Annotated in this window: 12 protein-coding genes; all 12 read left to right on the top strand. The window is 38.1% G+C overall.

Translation table 11 applies throughout. The features are described 5' to 3' along the window. The first annotated feature begins 90 nt into the window (after window positions 1-90). The 12 genes from QSJ81_RS13750 (at window position 91) to QSJ81_RS13695 (ending at window position 15,678) form a co-directional block, all read left to right on the top strand. Window positions 91-948, top strand: coding sequence for an AraC family transcriptional regulator (locus QSJ81_RS13750; RefSeq protein ID WP_285717948.1), 858 nt, complete (start codon window positions 91-93; stop codon window positions 946-948). Between the two features lie 81 nt (window positions 949-1,029). Further along, complete coding sequence (locus QSJ81_RS13745; RefSeq protein ID WP_285717947.1) at window positions 1,030-1,692, top strand: hypothetical protein; 663 nt, start codon at window positions 1,030-1,032, stop codon at window positions 1,690-1,692. Between the two features lie 480 nt (window positions 1,693-2,172). Beyond that, window positions 2,173-3,522: a B12-binding domain-containing radical SAM protein gene (locus QSJ81_RS13740; RefSeq protein ID WP_285717946.1), complete on the top strand. Its 1,350-nt coding sequence runs from the start codon at window positions 2,173-2,175 to the stop codon at window positions 3,520-3,522. Window positions 3,523-3,656: 134 nt separating this feature from the next. Beyond that, window positions 3,657-4,043, top strand: coding sequence for a ribosomal maturation YjgA family protein (locus tag QSJ81_RS13735; protein ID WP_285717945.1), 387 nt, complete (start codon window positions 3,657-3,659; stop codon window positions 4,041-4,043). Window positions 4,044-4,323: 280 nt separating this feature from the next. Then, window positions 4,324-4,929 carry a TetR/AcrR family transcriptional regulator gene (locus QSJ81_RS13730; protein WP_285717944.1) on the top strand — a complete coding sequence of 202 codons (606 nt, stop codon included), beginning with the start codon at window positions 4,324-4,326 and terminating at the stop codon, window positions 4,927-4,929. Between the two features lie 92 nt (window positions 4,930-5,021). After that, window positions 5,022-6,119 carry an efflux RND transporter periplasmic adaptor subunit gene (locus QSJ81_RS13725; RefSeq protein ID WP_285717943.1) on the top strand — a complete coding sequence of 366 codons (1,098 nt, stop codon included), beginning with the start codon at window positions 5,022-5,024 and terminating at the stop codon, window positions 6,117-6,119. A gap of 11 nt (window positions 6,120-6,130) precedes the next feature. Continuing rightward, complete coding sequence (locus QSJ81_RS13720; RefSeq protein WP_285717942.1) at window positions 6,131-9,229, top strand: efflux RND transporter permease subunit; 3,099 nt, start codon at window positions 6,131-6,133, stop codon at window positions 9,227-9,229. 273 nt (window positions 9,230-9,502) lie between these two features. Then, on the top strand, window positions 9,503-10,285 hold the full coding sequence (locus QSJ81_RS13715; RefSeq protein WP_285717941.1) for a hypothetical protein: 783 nt from the start codon (window positions 9,503-9,505) through the stop codon (window positions 10,283-10,285). Window positions 10,286-10,395: 110 nt separating this feature from the next. Then, entirely contained in the window at window positions 10,396-10,968 is a 573-nt protein-coding gene (locus tag QSJ81_RS13710; protein WP_285717940.1) for a TetR/AcrR family transcriptional regulator, read from the top strand. A gap of 15 nt (window positions 10,969-10,983) precedes the next feature. Continuing rightward, window positions 10,984-13,095, top strand: coding sequence for an AMP-binding protein (locus tag QSJ81_RS13705; protein WP_285717939.1), 2,112 nt, complete (start codon window positions 10,984-10,986; stop codon window positions 13,093-13,095). Further along, window positions 13,088-14,257 carry a lysophospholipid transporter LplT gene (gene lplT, locus QSJ81_RS13700; protein WP_285717938.1) on the top strand — a complete coding sequence of 390 codons (1,170 nt, stop codon included), beginning with the start codon at window positions 13,088-13,090 and terminating at the stop codon, window positions 14,255-14,257. Before QSJ81_RS13705 ends, lplT begins: the two co-directional genes overlap by 8 nt. A gap of 458 nt (window positions 14,258-14,715) precedes the next feature. Further along, complete coding sequence (locus QSJ81_RS13695; RefSeq protein WP_285717937.1) at window positions 14,716-15,678, top strand: permease; 963 nt, start codon at window positions 14,716-14,718, stop codon at window positions 15,676-15,678. The last annotated feature ends 19 nt before the right edge of the window (window positions 15,679-15,697 follow it).

The raw sequence follows: 15,697 nt of genomic DNA, 5'->3' as shown, positions 1-15,697 counted from the left end.
TTCATATGATGAAGAAATCCCTTAACCTAATAGATGAGGAGTAGATCAATCCGCCATAAATTGAAATAGATTCATTGGGAGAGGGTCGTAATGTATGGGATTAAACCACAAGAGGAAGTGAAATTTTGGGTACTGCCAAATTTGAGTAACATTGAATTACTTCGTGCCACATATATTACCCACTCTTTTACAAAGCACACTCATGAAGGATTCGGGATTGGCGTTATTGAGCGTGGTGCCCTTGAGTTCTTTTATCGAGGTGAAAAGCTGATTGCTCCTTCGGGGCACATCAACTTAGTGATTCCTGGAGAAGCTCATGACGGGCATGCTGCATCAGAGATAGGTTGGTCCTACCGAATGTTTTATCTTAAACCAGAATTGCTGCAACAAGCCGCTTTCGAGATCGCAGGTAAAGCAACTGGTATTCCCTTCTTTCGTGATGGCATTATTAAAGATGCCTATCTGGCTGCTCTTATACGAAATTTCCACCTGATGCTGGAAGGGTCTAATATGCCCGTGATTGAGCAAGAATCATATCTTTTAACAATGCTTACTATGTGTATTTTACGTCATGCTGGCGATCCTTTACTATTGCAAAGTGTAGGTAAACAGAAAAAGGAAGTGAATCGGGCAAGAGAATATATTGAGGATAATTATAAGGAGAACATTTCCATTCAACAGCTATCTACTATTTCTGGTCTCAGCCCGTTTCATTTAATACGTGTTTTTGGAGATAGCATTGGAGTTCCCCCACATCTATACCTGAAACAAGTGAAAATTAAGCGAGCCAAGGAGCTTCTAGCTAAGGGCGTTTCTCCGCTTTTTGTTGCCCACGAATTAGGATTTGTAGATCAAAGTCACTTCTCTAAACAATTCAAGCAAATTACTGGAATTACGCCTAGTAAATATAGCAATTTTATACAAGGATTCTCTCCGAAAAAAGTCTAAAATGGAGAAAAACAATTGGATTAAAGAGTTAGGCTTTCTATTGTTTTTTTCAAACTTATAAAAAAGGGAGATGTCTATAAGTTGTATGTAACGGAATTATGGAGAAAAACATATCCCGGAGCTTGTGTGGGATTCATGGTTCTCAGCAATGTATTTACTAGCGGGCAACGTACAGAGCTTAAGAAGTACAAACGTAATTTAGAAATCAATCTTCGAGAAAAATTTCTAAATGAGGAAGAGTTAGCTGGTCATGAGGCAATTAAGGCCTATAATGCATATTATAAGAGATACTCTAAGACGTATCACGTACTGCAACAACTGAAGTCCATTGTCTTTAAAGGCAAGTCCATTCCTGATGTTACAGGACTCGTTGAGGCCATGTTTATGGCAGAACTTAAAAATTGCCTATTAACCGCGGGGCATGATTATGAGACACTTACATTCCCTTTAAAGCTTGATGTAGGTATGGGGGATGAAAAATATGTACTGATGAATGGCAAAGAACAAATTGTGAAACTTGGTGATATGATGATTGCAGATAGGGAAGGGATTATCTCAAGTGTTATACATGGCCCTGATTCACGTTCTCAAATTACAACTGGTACCCAAAAGGTTGTTTTTATAGTTTATGCACCTTCGGGTATCTCGAAAGACATAGTACTAGACCATTTGTCCGACATCTACGCTTATGCCAAATTAGCAGCCCCTGATGCAAAAATAGAGCAACAAGAAGTATATAGTTAAAACGCTTTGATTGTAAAGAAGAAATACCAAATTCCAACCTATCATGAAGACGTAATGTAATTCTAAACGTTCATAGGTAATCAAAAAAAGAAGCTTGTCTCCTCTAAAAAAATAGCAGCCTGCAACCTTAAATAGGTTGTGGGCTGTTGTTTTGTATAAAACTTTTTTAGAGCTGCAAGAAGAAAAAATAGAAATTAGAGGAAAAGTGAGTATTACAAACCTATAAGGTGTAAGTATGTCTTTAAAATAATAAAATAGTACATTTTGGGGGTAATGTCTAAAATTAATTTGAAATCTATATCCTTTGGCAGAAGAATGTGATGCCAATACGATATATAATGTTTTGAAAATCCTTATCTGTGGGTGACGATTATAGGTCTAAGTTCTTCTCGGCAGAAGAAAAATAGAGCCATTCCAGGCAAAAGAACTGTCACTGAATCTGTGGGGAAAGTTATATGAGATAAGGGAGCGGCTATAATTATGAAAATAAAATTTATTCTGCCTGCCTTAGAAGAAGCAAAAAGTCCTTATTGGAGGCCAATAAAATATTCTCTTTTTCCACCATTAGGATTAGCTACTCTTGCTTCACTATGTGATGTATCAGATGAATTAGAGATTATTGATGAGCATATTGAGAATATAGATTTAGAAGACAAGCCAGATTTGGTAGTTATTCAGAGCTATATAACTAATGCATGTAGAGCTTATAAGATAGCAGATAGTTATAGGGCTAGAGGAATTAAGGTTGTCATTGGGGGATTACATGCAACCTCTATGCTCCATGAAGCTAGAAAACATGCAGATGTAGTCATGCTTGGTCTTGGAGAAAAGAGCTTCCCAAAATTTCTGGTAGATTTTAGGGCTAAAAAGGAATTGTTGGTTTATAAGCAAGGTGATGTATTGTTAGACTCATTACCTTTACCAAGGAGAGATTTATTTAAAAGTGAAAAATATCTTGTGCCAAATTCGATGGTTTTTTCAAGAGGATGTCCTAATAAATGTTCTTTTTGTTATGTAAATTCTTTTTATAAGGATGGAAAAACGTTTTATTCGTATAAAATTGATAGAATTTTATATGAAATAGACAGTATGGCTGGTAAATATGTATACTTTCTAGATGACAATATTTTTGCAGATAAAAAGCTGTCAAGAGAACTATTCAGGCAAATGAAAGGTATGAATAAGGTTTTTCAAGGGGCTATAACTGTTGATTCTATTCTTACAGATGACACAATAGAATTAGCTTACGAAGCTGGCTTTAGGAGTGCATTCATAGGATTTGAAAGCATCAATCAAGGTAATTTGATAGCTGTTAATAAGCGATCTAATTTTGGGAAAAATTACAATGAGGCAATTAAAAGACTCGACCAATTAGGGATTATGATTAATGGAAGTTTTATCTTTGGTTTAGATAATGATACCTTAGATGTATTTGATAGGACTAGCGAGTGGGCAATAAATAGTGGGATAACTACAGCTACTAATCATATATTGACGCCTTATCCCGGGACGGAACTTTTCAAAAGGTTGGAAAGTGAGAATAGGATATTAACAAAGAATTGGGACTTATATGACACAAGACATCTTGTATTTAAGCATCCGAATATTTCGAAGGAGCAAATGGAAGAAGGATATAAAAAGGCCTATAATGATTTTTACAAATGGGGAAGCATAATAAGATCTTCAAACGAACATGAAAAACTAAAAATGAAATTAAAGCATCTAAGTTATGCGGGTGCATGGAAGAAATTTGAGCCAGTATGGAATTTTATAATTAAAAATGAGTTTTTATATAAAACTAGGAGCATTCTAGAAAAAACTTTAAAATGAAATGTAGATTAATCTATTGGTAATTAAATATGCTTAAGTATTGAAATAGGCAAATTAAAAACCTTAAAGGAGTTTGATTTAAATAATCCCATAGTAAAAAACAAAATTATCGAAAACACAAGAGGGGGATCTTTATGTTTATTAAGCGCGAGAGAGGGTACTACCTGATTTTGGTAATTGTGGTTATTATATTAGGATTACTTTCCCGAGAACTTTCTAGTTGGTTTCCTAAATGGGTAGGGAGTATTTTATGGGGACTGATGGTATTTTTCATTATGGGATTTATCTTTAGGGATAGAACTACGCGGCATACTGCGTTAATTGCAGCCATTTTTTCGATAGGGGTTGAAGTGGCGAAGCTATATCATACGCCGTGGATTGATGAATTTCGTTATACAAAGATAGGAGGGCTACTCTTGGGATATGTCTTTTCATGGAATAATATTTCGTTATACATCAGTGGAATTTCCTTGGGGGCTATGTGTGAAAGTCTATGTTCAAGAATTCGTATATCGAAATGATAAAACCCGCCGTTAGACCGATACGGAGAACCACATAATTTATAATGACGAAGAACTCCTGCAAAATTCTTATGATTTGCAGGAGTTCTTCATTTAATGAATTTTATAACTCATATATTATACTATGGGACTGCCTCGGAGGAACAATCGTGCCAATGTTTGGCACAGAAGAATGGTCAAAATATAACATTCACAATAAAGTTATCCTTGACATTGACCAGTAATTGGTAGATAATTAAAACATACCGACTGGTAGGTATGACCTAAAGGAGTGGAAATTTTGACAAAAGAAAATATAATCTTATCTGCTTTACGACTGTTTTTATTGCGTGGGTACAGGAATGTGTCTCTCGTTGATGTAGCAAAGGAAATTGGTATTACCAAAGGTGGGATATATCACTACTTTGAAAGTAAAGAACAATTATTTCATGCATGTATATGCTATTTATATGATCATTTTGGAGAAAAGTATGCTAAATTCTTTAGCGAGGAAAAAACTTTTCGAGGGATTTTAAACTTTCTGTTAGGTGATGAGCAAGATGCTTACTTTAAGCGTTTACTCAATGTTGAGCAAGGAGACTATCGTGCAAATAATGCAAGCCTTGCATTAGAGGTAATACATAATTTTCCGGAAATTCAACAACGTATTGATCAGGGACAGTTAGAATTAAGAAATATAATCAAAGAAAAGTTACAACTAGCTCAAGAAACAGGAGAAGTTAGACGAGACTTCGATCCTCAAGTAGTTGCAACCATGATACTTTCTGTTTCCAGCGGACTCAATATCTTGGGTAAACAGATAAATACCTCGGCTATGCACCAACAGCTGATAGATAATATCTGGAATTTCATTCGAGCTAATGATAACAAAGAAGAAATTGTTTAATTTCTTCGCCTGTTACATACCGACTAGTCGGTATGTAACAGGCGAGAGTAAAAAATTAGAATAAATATATATGAACTTAGGAGGCTTATTTGATGAAAGGTTTTAGATTAAAATATTGGATTATCCCAGTGGTGATAATTCTCGGTGTATTTGTAGTATTCCGCAGTGGCGCATTTTCCAGTGGAAAGACGCAATTACAAGCCAATACTACAGGGACAAATGTAAAGATTGCAGAAGCACAATTGATAAATACAATACCAAAACTAATGTTAAATGGTTCAATTGAAGGCAAAACAGCGGCGACTATCAGTGCTAAACTTGCAGGACGCATTGAACAAGTTCTGGTGCAAGAAGGGCAGCATGTAAAAGCTGGAGATGCTTTAGTTAAATTAGAAAGTGTAGAGCTAAGAAACTCTGTGCGAACCGCACAGGATGCCGTAACCAAAGCTAAGGTAAACTATGATTTGGCGATGATGGACTACAATCGTTATCAAACACTAGCTGCGCAAGGGGCTATATCTCAACAGACGTTAGATACTGCTGAGGCTAAACTGCGAACTGCCCAGGCAGATTTGTCCACCGCAGTTAATGGTCAAAGTGACGCACAGCAGCAATATGCCTATGGCGTGATTACAGCACCAGTAGATGGTGTGGTGGCCAACGTTACAGCTACTGTCGGTCAGGTTGTTTCTCCTGGTGCTGCGCTGATGGTTGTTGCAGATATTGGTCAAGTATATGCAGTCGTTAATGTTGAACAAAAGGATTTAGGAATGGTAAAACAGGGGCAGCCAGCAGAAGTAACGGTTGACACCTATGCTGACAAGGTATTTATGGGTACTGTTGATACGATTAATCCTGAAGCTGGTTCCGACAATCGAATGTTTCGCACGAAAGTAAAGATTGATAATAGTTCTGGTGCATTAAAAGGTGGTATGTTTAGTAAAGTGCAGCTGGCAACCGGGGATGCTGTACAAATTTTAACAATACCGCAAGCAGCAATCATTCAAAAACAGGGTATTTACTATGTATTTACGGTAGCAAACGATAAAGTTACTCGTCATCAAGTCGAAGTTGGTGCGACGACTGGTGATCGTATAGAGATAAAATCCGGTCTACAATCCGGTGATAAGTTAGCTGTGAGCAACGTGAGCCAACTTAAAGACGGTGATGCAGTTACTATAGTAGAGTAGAGGAGATCGCCATGATACTAACTGATATAAGCTTAAAACGGCCAGTTTTTGCAACTGTAACCATTCTGGCCCTTGTCGTTCTAGGATTATTTAGCTACATTTCTTTAAATGTGGATGAATATCCAAATGTTGAAATCCCGGTTGTAGCCGTTACCGTCAACTATCCTGGTGCATCACCAGAGCAGGTTGAATCTAAAATTACACAAAAGGTAGAGGAAACCGTCAGTGTTGTGCCTGGGATAGAACATGTAACATCTACGGTAAAAGAAGGGGTATCTACAACGGTTATCCAGTTTACCATTGAGACTTCTGCAGCGACTGCCGCCCAGGATGTTCGCGACAAAGTCGGCAGAATGCAAGATGTTCTGCCTGATGAAGCAGATGCTCCTATTGTAACAAGGTATGATCCTTCTGATACAGCTGTTGCTTCCATTGTAGTCACAGGCAATCTCAGTCCTAGGGAGTTAACGATTGCTGCTAATGATATCGTTGTAAAAAGATTAGAAGCAATCAATGGGGTTGCAGCGGTAAATGTAACGGGCGGTGCCGATCGGGAAATAAAAATTAATATGGATAGTAATAAAATTGCTGCTTATAATCTGACAGTTTCAGAAATAATGAGCAGTATACGCAGTGAAAATATGGATACTCCTGGCGGTAAGGTGACAGATGGCAAAAGGGAGACTAGCTTACGATCAGTGGGTAATCTTACTTCTCCCAGTCAGTTGTTAAAGCTTCCTATTGCTCAGAGAAACGGAGTACAACTGTATGTCGAAAACATTGCTACCGTAAAGGACTCAACGAAAGATGCAACTACCATCACAAAACTGAATGATAAAACCGCTATTGGTTTAGATATCATGAAACAATCCGGCAGTAATACAGTACAAGTAGTTGAAAATGCAAAAAAAGAACTGGAAAATATCAAAAAAGAATTACCAGCTGGTGTTGAATTGGTATTAGTACGGGATAATTCTAAAAACATTAAGGATTCCATTCACGACGTATTGTTTAATTTGGTACTTGGAGGCATATTGGCTGTTGCGATCGTATTTCTGTTTTTAGGTAATTGGCGTAGTACGATGATCGCGGCTATCGCTATTCCAACCTCCATTATTACCTCCTTTTTAGCGATGAAAATGTTAAACTTTACGCTAAATACAATGTCCCTGTTAGCCCTATCTTTGGCAGTAGGTCTGTTAATTGATGATGCGATTGTTGTCATCGAGAATGTAGTTCGCCATCTCGAAATGGGTAAGGATAAATTTAAGGCTGCTGCCGAAGGAACGGCGGAAATTGGTCTAGCCGTCACCGCAACAACCCTTACGTTGGTTGCTGTATTCTTACCAGTAGGTATGATGACAGGTATAGTAGGGCAGTATTTCAAACAATTTGGTATCACGGTAGCAGTTAGTGTGTTGGTTTCCTTATTTGTTGCATTTACACTAACTCCCATGTTGTCCGCCAAATATTTATCAGGCGATCATAAGGAATCTGCCAGCAAATTGGGGGAAATTTGGAATACGTGGAATGATAAGTTTGATTACTGGACAAGGCGCTATGGAGAATTTCTGAAATATGCACTAGGACATCGAAAAAAAATAATGGCTATTGCCGGTGCACTTTTTGTAGGAAGTTTAATGCTGCTGCCTTTACTCGGTTCGACCTTTGTTCCTGATTCCGATGCTGGTGAAATTACAGTGTCTGCAAGGGTTGATCCTGGTAAGAGCCCACAAGTTGTAGGTGAAATTGCCGATAATATGTCTCAAATTATTCGTACAATACCACAAGTGACTTTGACCTATAGTTCTGCAGATATTAACAATATTAATATTTTTACAAAACTAACTGCAAAAAGTGATCGTAAGGTGAGTGATGATCAAATCGTTACAAGCCTTCGTGAAAAATTAAGTGGCATTGCCGGTGTGCAAGTCAGTGTTTCCAAAAAATCGGGTATGTCTAGCAGTAAGCCAATCTCTCTTGTTATTCAGGGAACATCCCTAGATCAATTGGCTGAGATAGCGGAACACGTAGAGGGAATTGTGGCTAGCATACCTGGTGCAATCGATGTCTCTTCAAGCTATGAAGCTGGCAAACCGGATGCCCAAATTGTGATAGACCGTGACAAGGCTTCAGATCTCGGTGTTTCCACTTCCAATATTGCCAGTACTCTTCAGACCATGTTTAATGGAACCGTTGTAACCCAGTTTCGAGATGAAGAGGATTCTTATGATGTGAGACTTATCTTAGCACCAGGTGACCGCAAGAGTTTAGCAGATGTAAACAATATATATGCAGCAAGCTCTAAACGGGATAAAAACGGGCAGGCTATTATGGTTCCGTTATCACAGGTAACAAAGATGGTCTATGCAACAAGTCCAACGCAAATTCAGCGTTATGACCGTCAGGAGCAGATCACTATTTCGGCAAATTTAAGTGGAGCCTCTCTTGGTGATTTCAATACAGCACTAAACAAAAAGTTAGCAGAAGTAAAATTACCGCAAGGATATAAATTTGTTACTACAGGTCAATCACAGCAAATGGCGGATGCCTTTGAAAGCATAGCAATGGCGCTGGCTGCCGCGGTGCTCTTTATCTTCTTTGTGCTTGCTGCCCAATTTGAGAGCTATATTGAACCATTTGCCATTATGCTGGCACTGCCATTAGCAATTATAGGGGCGATACTAGGTCTCTTAACTGCTCATAGTATGCTCAGTATGATGTCTCTGATTGGTATTATCATGCTGATGGGCCTCGTGACCAAAAATGCGATTTTATTGATTGATTTTGCTAAGCAGCGTATAGAAGAAGGGATCGAACGAAATCAGGCATTGGTGGAAGCGGCTGTTGTCAGAATGCGACCGATTCTGATGACAACAACAGCTATGATCTTTGGGATGCTTCCCCTAGCATTAGGAATTGGGCCAGGAGCCGAATCGCGTGCTCCTATGGCTCATGCGATTATCGGTGGTTTGATTACCTCAACCATTTTGACGCTGGTGGTTGTACCTGTTGTATATACGTTGTTGGATGATTTCATGAAAAGGAGAATAAAGGTAAACGTTGAGAAGCCATCTCTGGCTCCGGTAATAAATCAAAAATCCAACTGAAAAATCGTTAAATGATTTTAGAGCCTTCGGGCTCTTTTTTTTTCGGAATCAGAAAGTATAACACTTTCTTGATTCCAAGTAAGAACGACTAAGGCTTCTGCCTGCGTCTGAGGACTTGTCCTAAGCCAAGTCTTTTCTTAACAAAAATTCAGAAGGTGGTGCAGTCGAGGGAGAGTGTCAATCGGATAAAAAAAAATATAAAATAGATTGACAGAGTAATAGGATTGTATTATAGTTTGGTTAACGATCGTTAACCAAACTGGAGGGCTTGAAATGTTGAGAACAGTATCCGAAATCATAAATTACAAAACCTATTATTTGCGAATTGCCTGTTTAGTAGCAGTCATTTTATTGGCGGTTGGTATTGTGGCAAAATTACCCGCCATCCCGCAAGATATTAGTTATCATAATTTTTCCGATGTTGATAGGCGATGGGGAATTGAGAATGGAAGTAATGTTATTTCGAATATCAGTTTTATTATTGCTGGTATTGTGGGTTTAATACGTACGAGGCATTGGCCTTGGTCTAAGATGACATTTATGTGGAGATTCTTCTTTTGTTCAATCACGTTTGTTGGATTTGGATCAGCATATTATCATTTGCAACCATCGAACAGTACTTTATTCTGGGATCGATTGCCCATGACTCTAGGATTTGCTACATTAACAGCATGTATATGCGCAGAACGTTTTGGACTGCGGGTGGGAGGTTTCGTATTCGTTCCCCTAGTTTTAAGCGGTGTATGTAGTGTATTTTATTGGCTCATTACAGAACTAGCAGGGGCAGGGGATTTACGTCTCTATATATTGGTACAATATCTTCCAATGATTATTGTGCCTCTCATTTTGATTCTCTTTCCCAAGAAATCTACAGGGGATCGGTATTACTGGATATTACTAAGCAGTTACATAATTGCAAAGGGATTTGAAATGCAAGATTATCATATTTTTGAAATGACTCATCATGTCATTAGCGGACATACGTTAAAGCACTTAATCGCCGGGCTTGGTATTCTACTGTTCCGGGCAGATAAAATTGAAAAGGAAACAGTATAAAGATGGAAGTGAACCTGTTGGTGTTAAGTTTGAGTGGAGAAGTATTCTTGACAAGACAATTTTCAATAATATAATTAAGTCGACTTCTGCTGAATTATGGAGGAAAGAATATGGAAAACCTATTTGTACATGAGGGGAAAAAAGGCGTTATTTTGAAAACAAGCTTGGAATTATTTGCTGCTAAAGGCTATAATGCGGTGTCTGTGCGAGATATTGCCAAGGCTGCCGGGGTATCGGAAGCGGCCTTGTATAAGCATTTCAAAGGAAAAGAAGACATGGCTCTTTATATTTTTAGTGCCATAATTAGTGAATATACTAGGCAACTAGCACAAGTTGATGCTAGGGATGATAAATCTGTGAATAAACTTTGCAAGATTGTTGAAGTTACTTATGATTTGTATCGAAAGTATCCCAATGAGATTCAATTTGCATTACTGTCCCAGTACTTTTTGTGGGATATGGTACCGGAGGAAATAAAACCTCACTTTATTATACGGAAAATTATTGATGAGGGTATGAAACGTGGAGATATACCGATTCAAGACGTATATCTTTGGATTACGATCTATACGGGAATCATGCTACAACCCTTGGCCCAGTATCCATATTTTCATGATGTGTTACCCGAATTTGATATATTAAAGGCAAAAATTATTTCCTCAGTGCGCAAGTTGTTTAGCTAAAAGAAGGAGGAAAGTATGAAGACATTATTACGATGGTTCTTGCAATTATTATTTAATACAAGGGTGGTTGGCAGGGAAGAACTTTCTTTTGAGGGCCCGTCGATAGTATTACCAAATCATGTTTCATTTCTTGATGCCATTTTTTTATATGCCTACTTACCCAGTGGTACATGCTTTGTTGTAAATACACAAATTGCACAAAAGATTCGCTTTGTCTTGAGGTGGGTCAATCATATTACGGTAGATCCGTTCAATCCCTATTCGTTGAAAAAAATAGTTTCTATTGTTAAGACCGGTACACCAGTGGTTCTATTCCCTGAAGGGCGGATTACAACAACGGGTAATTTGATGAAAATTTATAGCGGTATAGGCTTCATTGCCCTTAAAGCATCAGCAACTTTATATCCGGTAATTTTCCTTGGATTAGAACGTTCGAAAATGTCTAGGATGCAAGATAAGGTAAAGTCCTGTTGGTTTCCTGAAGTCAGTCTCTTTTTTGATCAGAAAAGAAAACTTGTAGTCTCAAGCACTCAAAATATTCGGCAACAAAAACAGGAAAGCAGTAATAAAATTCTGGATATGCTGCAACAAGGGTTGTTTAAAGCTCGGCAGGAACAAGAAAAGCGTGTTAATTTATTTGACAAATTATTAGATGCCAAAAAGGTACATGGCAGTAGTAAGATTATGGCTGAGGATATTAATGGCACCATTACGTACTGCAAAGGGATTATCGGGAGTTATGTCTTAGCAGGTAAACTACGTCCCTTACTAATAGAGCAGGAAAACATAGGTGTGCTGCTTCCTAATTCAATCGGACATCTGATCACCCTGTTTGCTTTATTTTATCTAGGCAAAACTCCAGCAATTCTTAACTTTAGTGCTGGTGTGCAAAATAATCTTGATTGTAGCGAGACGGCAGGTGCCAAGACCATTTTGACATCCCGCTTATTTATTGAAAAAGGGCATTTTGAAGAGCTTGTGGCTAAACTCGCTACTAAATTCCAGATTGTCTATTTGGAAGATATAAAAGCACAGATGAACTGGATTGATAAGATTTATGGCTTGGTAAAATATTTGAGAAGAGTAGAAGCAGCAGGTGCGGCTAGAGTTATCCTGTTTACTAGCGGCAGTGAGAGTAAGCCGAAAGGTGTGTTACTAGAGCATGGGAATATTATTGCAAATATTAACCAGATTTCTTGCGCTATAGACTATTCTCACCGCGATAAGATGCTCAATGCATTGCCAATGTTTCATTCCTTTGGCCTTACAGCTGGCACATTACTTCCTGTGCTGAGTGGTGTTGAAGTGTTTCTGTACCCATCGCCGCTGCACTATAAAATTGTGCCGGAGATTGCTTATGACCGCAATGTCACATTGTTATTAGGGACGCCTACTTTTTTGCACGGCTATGCTAAATATGCTCATCAGTATGATTTTTATAGTTTGCGTTATGTACTGGCTGGCGGAGAGAAACTGCGGGATGAGGTGCGACAAATTTGGCAAGATAAATTTGGTCTTCGTATTTTTGAGGGTTATGGTACGACGGAAACAGCGCCAGTGCTCTGTATAAACACGCCGCTTTTTAACCGCTTTGGCACAGTGGGTAGATTTCTTCCAGGCATCGAGTGGCGTACAGAAACGGTACCGGGAATTAAAGAGGGGGGCAACCTTTTTGTAAAAGGTCCCAATGTCATGGCAGGTTATCTGTTATATGGCAAAGGTTTTGTGCCAGCACCCCAGTGGTATGATTGCGGTGATGTTGTTAGTGTTGACCAGGATGGTTTTGTAAGCATTCGTTCCAGATTGAAACGTTTTGCCAAAGTATCAGGGGAAATGGTTAGTTTAGATGCAGTGGAACAGACTGCAGAAAAATGTTTTGGTACTAATCGTAATGCTGCTATTAACCTTCCTGATACTAAAAAAGGAGAAAAAATTGTATTATATACGATGGAGAAAAATGCTTCTAAGCAACTGCTGCGAGATTTTATGAGTCAAGCAAATCAAAGTATGCTGGCTATGCCTAGTGACGTTTTTATAGTCGATAAATTACCCCTTTTAGGTACTGGTAAAACAGATTATGTTACCCTTAAGACTATGGCCAGTAGCGGAGGGCAAAATAATGAGTAGGTTATCGCCTTTAAAGGCGCTGTTTACTGCTCAGTTTTTATCGGCTTTTGTTGATAATATGATTTTGTTTATAGCTTTAGGGATTATAAAACGAGATGTTTATCCTGAGTATTACTTACCATTTGTACAGAGTATCTTTTTAGCTTCTTATATCTTATTGTCACCATGGGTTGGACGTTTTGCTGACAAGAAACCTAAAGCTAAGGTGCTTATTATCGCAAATATAGTCAAAACAATGGGTGTATTGCTGCTGCTCCTTGGTTGTAATCCAGCGCTAAGTTATGGGGTAGTGGGGATTGGTGCGGTCATTTATAGCCCAGCTAAATATGGTATTCTGCCTTTTCTGACCCGGGGTGACGATGAGTTACTTAGGGCTAATTCTGGACTAGAAGGTTATACGATTGTTGCCATTCTTCTAGGATCAGTGGTGGGGGGCTTTTTATCTGATCTATCAATCACGTTAGCACTGGTTATCTCCCTACTACTTTATTGCACATCAATTGGCATCAATACCATGATCCCCAAAGACGTAGGTAATCGATCGATTACATATAAAAATTCAATTGTTGAATTTTTTAATGACATCAGAATTTTACTTAGAAATCCCCAGAGTCATTATTCTTTAATTGGTACGGGATCATTTTGGCTAGCTTCCGCTGTCCTCCGTATGGTTATTTTTGCGTGGGCACCTCTTACGTTGGGCATTACTAGTGGCACCTCAATTAGTATGATTATTGCTGTTACTGGCGTAGGGATTGCAATTGGTGCTGTGGTGACGCCATATCTGATTAGCATTAAGACATATAGGCGTACCATTTGGTTTGGCTATGTTATGGCAGGATGTATACTGACTTTTTTGATGATTAGAAGTATCGAAGCCGCCATCGTGTTTTTATTACTCATTGGGGTGATGGGCGGTATTTATATTGTACCGATGAATACTTGTCTACAGCAGGTCGGTCATAGTACTGTTGGTGAGGGCAAGACCATTGCCGTCCAAAATTTTGTAGAAAATGTATTTATGTTTTTAGGAGTAGTTATCTATACTCTTGCTACGAAATATGGAGTGAGTACCCATATCTCAATCGGTGCTGCGGGGATAACGCTGTTGCTGCTTGTTAGTTATATGTATTTATACATTAGAAGGAATGGTGAAAGGTAGTCATTTTATGTTAAAAGAGGCTGTCTTTTAAGCATGACAAAGTGAAATGTATTACTTGCATCAAGAATGAATGTAAAGATTACTCTCAGTGAGGGGGCAGATGCATCTCTGTCTTCTTGTTTAGAGGTTAACTTTACGAGACAAGGGACAGGTTGATGTCTCAGAAAAATAAATTGAGGGCTGTAGCACTAGACTGGAGAAAGCAATTAGGTTGCTACTTGATAAAGTAAAACACCCATAGACCGACCTCTGACGGGCATAATTTTGATACTAAAAAGATTGCGAGTTTTTGATTAATAGATTACAATTTGTAAATAAGAATATTCTTATTCATCAATTAATATTTTTAAAAAAACTATATAAGAGATTCTATAGTTATACAGTGACTATTTAATAGCAATAAGATCCCACTCTTATGAATGAGTGGGATCTTAAACATAAAGGCTAGGAGGATTAGTTTGGATATTTCCAGTTTAGTTTTAGAGTATATACAAAACGATGTAGACTTAATTACGTGGAAAATTATTCTTAACTTTAAAACAATATTCTTAGGAATCATTATTGAAGCATTGCCTTTTATTTTAATCAGTGTAATCGTTTCGTCATTATTACATAATTTCGTTTCCGAGGAATTGATTCGTAGAGTGTTGCCTAAGAATAAAACATATAGCATTATGCTAGCGTGTTTTTTGGGAATGATTTTTCCAGCATGTGATTGTGGAATGGTACCAATTGTTAGACGGTTAGTAATGAAGGGGGTACCGCTATATTCTGCAGTGGCATTTATGCTTTCTGCCCCTATTATTAATCCAGTAGTAGCTACTGCTACGACATATGCTTTTAATAGCAGTGAAATGGCCTTAACTAGGATAAGTGTTGCTTTTTTAATAGCCTTTACCACAGGATGGTTAATCAGTAAGTTGTTTAAAGGTACGGAGTTAAAAGATATGGAACATAGCCATAATCATAATTGCGGTTGTACATGTCACTCGCATAGTGAACATAAAGTGCTGTTGCGCGAAAAATTCTTGAATGTTCTAGATGATGCGTGTAATGAGTTTTTTGAAATGGGAAAGTATTTAATACTTGGATCATTTATAGGTGCGACTGTACAGACATTTATACCTCGAGGACTTCTTTTGAATATTGGTCATGAACCGCTCCTGTCAATCATCGTAATGATGTTATTTGCATTTGCAATTTCGGTCTGTTCCTCTGCCGATGCATTTATTGCTTCATCATTTAGCACTAGTTTTACGACGGGATCACTTGTTGCTTTTATGGTTTTCGGTCCAATGATAGATATAAAGAATACGTTAATGCTTTTACATACTTTTCGTTTACGGTTTGTGATTTTCTTGGTGGCGATAGTTTCGCTATTATGCGTATTGGAAACGTATCTATTAATTAATATATTATAGAAGTGAGGTCACGTTAGAA

The sequence above is a fragment of the Pelosinus sp. IPA-1 genome (assembly GCF_030269905.1).
In the GTDB taxonomy this organism is placed as follows: domain Bacteria; phylum Bacillota; class Negativicutes; order DSM-13327; family DSM-13327; genus Pelosinus.
This window is presented reverse-complemented; position numbering and strand designations above follow the sequence as displayed.

Excerpts from the sequence above, each read along its gene's own strand:
- QSJ81_RS13750 (WP_285717948.1), top strand. The coding sequence starts at position 91 with ATGTATGGGATTAAACCACAAGAGGAAGTGAAATTTTGGGTACTGCCA.
- QSJ81_RS13740 (WP_285717946.1), top strand. The coding sequence starts at position 2,173 with ATGAAAATAAAATTTATTCTGCCTGCCTTAGAAGAAGCAAAAAGTCCT.
- QSJ81_RS13735 (WP_285717945.1), top strand. The coding sequence starts at position 3,657 with ATGTTTATTAAGCGCGAGAGAGGGTACTACCTGATTTTGGTAATTGTG.
- QSJ81_RS13725 (WP_285717943.1), top strand. The coding sequence starts at position 5,022 with ATGAAAGGTTTTAGATTAAAATATTGGATTATCCCAGTGGTGATAATT.
- QSJ81_RS13720 (WP_285717942.1), top strand. The coding sequence starts at position 6,131 with ATGATACTAACTGATATAAGCTTAAAACGGCCAGTTTTTGCAACTGTA.
- QSJ81_RS13715 (WP_285717941.1), top strand. The coding sequence starts at position 9,503 with ATGTTGAGAACAGTATCCGAAATCATAAATTACAAAACCTATTATTTG.
- QSJ81_RS13710 (WP_285717940.1), top strand. The coding sequence starts at position 10,396 with ATGGAAAACCTATTTGTACATGAGGGGAAAAAAGGCGTTATTTTGAAA.
- QSJ81_RS13705 (WP_285717939.1), top strand. The coding sequence starts at position 10,984 with ATGAAGACATTATTACGATGGTTCTTGCAATTATTATTTAATACAAGG.
- lplT (WP_285717938.1), top strand. The coding sequence starts at position 13,088 with ATGAGTAGGTTATCGCCTTTAAAGGCGCTGTTTACTGCTCAGTTTTTA.